The organism is Methylomonas sp. BG-2, assembly GCF_057766305.1.
On sequence record NZ_JBYMAP010000276.1, the window covers coordinates 1 to 4,868 of the forward strand.

Sequence of the window (4,868 nt, forward strand, 5' to 3'; positions counted from 1 at the left end):
GCTCTGATTATTTTGAAAGGTACAACCGTTGGGCGAAGAGGTTTTACGAGCGTTTTACTTCAATTTAGCCATGCGTTTACCAAATCGCTGTTGGTCAGGTACGACTGATCAATTTTCGCCCGCTGCCAACGCATCAGAGGTGCCTTGGGTCGAGATGCTCGGCAATCAAGCTCAACGCGCTTCGGTTGGCGGACGGATCGTAGGAGGCGGGTTTCAAGATCAGGGTATGAGGGCCGAGCGCGTCCCGTAGCGCCCGGATTTTATCCAGACATTCCGCCGCATCGCCGACGATGGCGTTCGCCAGAATGCGTTCTTCGGCTAATTCGGCGGCTTCGACGCCAAACGGAAGCTCCGTCGAACCGGTATGCACGGCGTTCTGGACCGCCGCGCCCATGTTGCGGGCGAAATCGCGGACGAACGGCAACGCGGCATCGATCGCCGCGCGCCGGTTTTCGGCGCAGAAAAAGTAACGCGATAACACGAAGGGCTGCACTGTTTGCGTGGCGTGGGCGCGATAGGTCGCTAACGCGGTTTGCAATTTCGCCACCGGCGCGGCCGATGCGCCCATCAGTCCGTAACCGCGCGCGGCGGCCAGGGCGATGCTGTCGGGCGACAAACCCGCCAGCCAGATCGGAATCGAGGCTTGGAGCGGGCGAGGGTAGATCGACACCTGTCGGTAGCGGTAATAATGGCCGTCGAAATCGACGTTTTCTTCGGTCAGCAATTTCTCTAGCAATAGCACGCCTTCCAGCAGGCGTTCGCGGCTCGTCGCGTGATCGACGCCGAAGTGTTGAAATTGTAGCGGGAACGGCCCGCCGCGCGCGACGCCCAGCAGCAGGCGGCCGCCAGAGAGCGCGTCGACGGTGGCGGCGTCTTCGGCTACCTGCAATATATCGTGCATCGGCAACAGCACCGCCGCGCTGCCGAGTTTGATCGTCGAAGTGGCGGCCGCCAGATAGCTCAGAAGCGGAAAGATTGCCGCGCTAACGCTGAACGGGTTGAAATGATGCTCGGTAATCCAGGCTTCGGCAAATCCCAGGCGTTCGGCGTGCTGGACGGTCAGCACGTTTTCCCGCAGTGCCTCGGCACATAAACCGCCGCCCGGATTCTCGAAATTGGCGAACACACCAAAGCGCATGGCTTGCGCAGCGGCCGGCTCGGAATCGGTGCCAATATTCACGGTTGACGGGTTAAGCCAAGACGGCCGCGACTCGCCTTTGCAAGGCCAGCGCGTCGGCCAGCTCGGTGGCCGCGCTCGCAAACGGGATGCGGCGTGGGGCCGCGCGCATCGTGCGCCGGTTGATCACGCGTATCGACAACGATTCCACCCAATTCCAGTACTCCTCTCTAAGCTCGTCCGGAAAGCCGACGTCGTCGAAGGCCGACAGCAGTTGCGCCAGCCAAATCTCGCGGGCCAGCTCGTCTATCGTAAACGGAAAATGCCGGGAACGCATGCAGGTGTGGCCGTGGTTGGCGGTAAACAAGGCCGGACCGCCGGTCGCTTCGACGATGAAATCGGCGGTTTTTTCGACGCCGGCCGCGAAACGCACGGGATCTTTCGGAAACAAGTGTCCGATCGGCGTATTCAACAAGCGTTCGTGATGGCGGTGGACCAAGGCTCTGAGCAGGGCGCTGCCGGCAACCTCGAAAACCCGTCGGGACGGAAACGGCACGGCCGGAAACTCCAGTCCGGTGGACGCCGCCTTCCAGCTCACCTCGTCGCCGACCGTCATCGGGACCGAGGCGGCATGGCAATCGGCGTTTGATTCGCCGGTGTTGGTCGGCGACGGTGGATGGTGGTCGGTTGCGATCATGGCCTGTCTCCTATGGGGATGTGCATGTGCCTGGCGACGGCGAGCGCCCGTCTTCGAATGATTTAACCGTTGGCGGACTCTTTGGGGTGCTTCAAGAAATTTTCCTGTGCGGTTCGGAACTGCAGATAACGTTGCTGCCATTCCGACGGTAGCGCGACTTTAACGACCTGCACCGCGGTGACCTTGAATTCGGGGCAGTTGGTGGCCCAGTCGGAATTGTCGGTAGTAATCACGTTGGCTCCGGAAAACGGGTGGTGAAAGGTGGTGTAGACCACGCCGGGCTGCATTCGAGTCGAGACTTTGGCGTGCAACACGGTTTCGCCGGCTCGGCTTTGAATGCCGACCCAATCGCCGTCAATGATGCCGCGCTCTTCGGCGTCGTGCGGATGAATTTCCAGAATGTCTTCCGGATGCAAGGCGGTGTTCTTGGTGCGCCGGGTTTGGGCGCCGACGTTGTATTGCGACAAGATGCGGCCGGTGGTCAGAATCAGCGGAAAGCGGCGGGTGACTTTCTCGTCGGTGGCGATGTATTCGGTGGTCATGAAGCGGCCCTTGCCGCGCACGAAACCGTCAATGTGCAACGTTGGCGTACCGTCAGGCGAATCGTCGTCGCACGGCCATTGGATACTGCCCATTTCCTCCAGTTTTTGGTAGCTGACGCCTTTAAAAGTGGGCGTCAGTGAGGCGATTTCGTCCATGATTTGCGACGGATGATCGTAGTGCATTGGGTAACCCATCGCGTTGGCCAGCATCATCGTTGCTTCCCAGTCGCCGTAGCCGCCCAAGGGCGCCTTGACCTTGCGCACCCTGGAAATCCGCCGTTCGGCGTTGGTGAAAGTGCCGTCTTTTTCCAGGAACGACGCGCCAGGCAGCAGCACGTGGGCGAATTTGGCGGTTTCGTTCAGGAATAAGTCCTGGACGACGATGCATTCCATGGCCCGCAACGCGGCTTCGACGTGCTGAGTGTTGGGGTCGGACTGGGCGATGTCTTCGCCCTGGCAATACAAACCCTTGAAGGTGCCGTCGAACGCGGCCTCGAACATGTTAGGAATGCGCAGGCCGGGTTCGTTTTGCAGTTCCACGCCCCAGGCCCGTTCGAATGTGGCGCGCACCGCGTCGTTGGACACGTGGCGGTAGCCAGGCAGCTCATGCGGAAAAGCGCCCATGTCGCAGGAACCTTGTACGTTGTTCTGACCGCGTAGCGGGTTGACGCCGACGCCGGGTCGGCCGATGTTGCCGGTGGCCATCGCCAGATTGGCGACGGCGATGACCATCGTCGAACCCTGGCTGTGTTCGGTGACGCCTAAGCCATAATAAATCGCGCTGTTGCCGGCGGCGGCGAACAAGCGCGCGGCACTGCGTACCCGTTCGGCCGGCACGCCGGTAATCGCCGCCATTGCTTCCGGCGCATTGCGCGGGTCCAGAATGAAGTCCTTCCATTTGGCGAATGCTTGGGTGTCGCAGCGTGCGTTGATGAAGTCTTCGTCATACAAGCCTTCGCCGACGATGACGTGGGCCAACGCATTGGCCATTGCCACGTTGGTGCCGGGGCGCAATTTCAAATGAAAGTCGGCCTTGATGTGGGCGGAATCGACCAGATTGATTTCGCGCGGATCGACGACGATCAGTTTGGCGCCCTGGCGAATCCGCCGCTTCAGTTGCGAGCCGAATACCGGATGGCCGTCGGTCGGGTTGACGCCGATCAGCATCACCACGCCGGCGTCCATTACCGAGTCGAAGGTCTGAGTGCCGGCCGAGGTGCCAAAGGTGGCGCTCAAGCCGTAGCCGGTCGGTGAATGGCAGACCCTTGCGCAGGTATCGACGTTGTTATTGCCGAAAGCGGCCCGCACCAGTTTCTGAACTAGATAATCTTCTTCGTTGGTGCAGCGGGACGAGACCAGGCCGCCGATCGCGTTTTTGCCGTATTTGGCTTGGATGGACTTGAACTTGGTGGCGGCAAATTGGATGGCCTCTTCCCAACTGGTTTCCCGCCAGGGATCGGTGATTTTGTCGCGGATCATCGGCTTGGTCAATCGGTCAGGGTGACTGGCGTAACCCCAGGCAAAACGACCCTTGACGCAGGCGTGGCCGTGGTTGGCGTGACCGTTTTTGTTCGGAAACATGTTGACGACTTGATCGCCCTTGACTTCGGCGACTAGCGAACAGCCGACGCCGCAATAGGCGCAGGTGGTGACGATATGGTCGTCGGTTTGGCCGTGTTCGATCAGGGTTTTTTCTGTCAAGGTCGCGGTCGGGCAGGACAGCACGCAGGCGCCGCAGGACACGCATTCCGAATCGAGAAACGGCTGATTTTGCCCCGGCGATACCCGCGATTCGAAGCCTCGGCCGTCAATGGTTAATGCAAACGTGCCCTGGATTTGTTCGCAGGCGCGCACGCAACGGTTGCAAACGATGCATTTGGAGGGGTCGTAACTGAAATAGGGGTTGGACTCGTCTTTTGGTAGCGACAAATGGTTGTGGCCTTCGTAGCCGTAACGGACTGCGCGCAGTCCGACGCGGCCGGCCATCGTTTGCAGCTCGCAATGGCCGTTGGCGGGACACATCAGACAATCCAGCGGGTGGTCGGAAATATACAGTTCCATCACCTCGCGACGAATCTTGGCAAGGCGCGGCGTGTGCGTCTTGACCACCATGCCGGCTTCGGCCGGCGTGGTGCAGGATGCCGGATAGCCGCGCCGGCCTTCGACCTGGACCAGGCACAGGCGGCAGGAGCCGAACGGCTCTAGGGTTTCGGTGGCGCATAGTTTGGGAATTTCGATACCGGCCATTGTGGCCGCGCGCAGTAACGAGGTGCCTTGCGGCACCGCGACCTTGACCAGATCGATTTCCAGTTCCACCAGTGTGTCCGAGATTTTTTCAGGCGTGCCTAAATCGTTGTCACAGCCACAATCGCCGCATTGATGCGCCATTGAGTTTTCTCCAAACCGTTTTCCGGAAAGTGTCCGGATTGTATAGATCGAAATAGGTCGTTCCCCAGTGGGACTCAAAACAAGCGTGGGGGACCGGCCTGGTTGTTGTTTCTCTATAAGCCAC

General features: G+C 60.0%; 3 protein-coding genes. All 3 read right to left on the reverse strand.

What is annotated here, in order from left to right; genetic code table 11:
* Positions 1–133: 133 nt before the first annotated feature.
* The 3 genes from AC3B8H_RS18565 to fdhF all read right to left on the reverse strand — a co-directional run bounded on the left by AC3B8H_RS18565 (position 134) and on the right by fdhF (position 4,744).
* Entirely contained in the window at positions 134–1,180 is a 1,047-nt protein-coding gene (locus AC3B8H_RS18565) for an LLM class flavin-dependent oxidoreductase (RefSeq protein ID WP_488443018.1), read from the reverse strand.
* Positions 1,181–1,190: 10 nt separating this feature from the next.
* On the reverse strand, positions 1,191–1,814 hold the full coding sequence (locus tag AC3B8H_RS18570; protein WP_488443019.1) for a globin domain-containing protein: 624 nt from the start codon (positions 1,812–1,814) through the stop codon (positions 1,191–1,193).
* Positions 1,815–1,876: 62 nt separating this feature from the next.
* Entirely contained in the window at positions 1,877–4,744 is a 2,868-nt protein-coding gene (gene fdhF, locus AC3B8H_RS18575) for a formate dehydrogenase subunit alpha (protein WP_488443020.1), read from the reverse strand.
* Between the last annotated feature and the right edge of the window lie 124 nt (positions 4,745–4,868).

Excerpts from the sequence above, each read along its gene's own strand:
- AC3B8H_RS18570 (WP_488443019.1), bottom strand. The coding sequence starts at position 1,814 with ATGATCGCAACCGACCACCATCCACCGTCGCCGACCAACACCGGCGAA.
- fdhF (WP_488443020.1), bottom strand. The coding sequence starts at position 4,744 with ATGGCGCATCAATGCGGCGATTGTGGCTGTGACAACGATTTAGGCACG.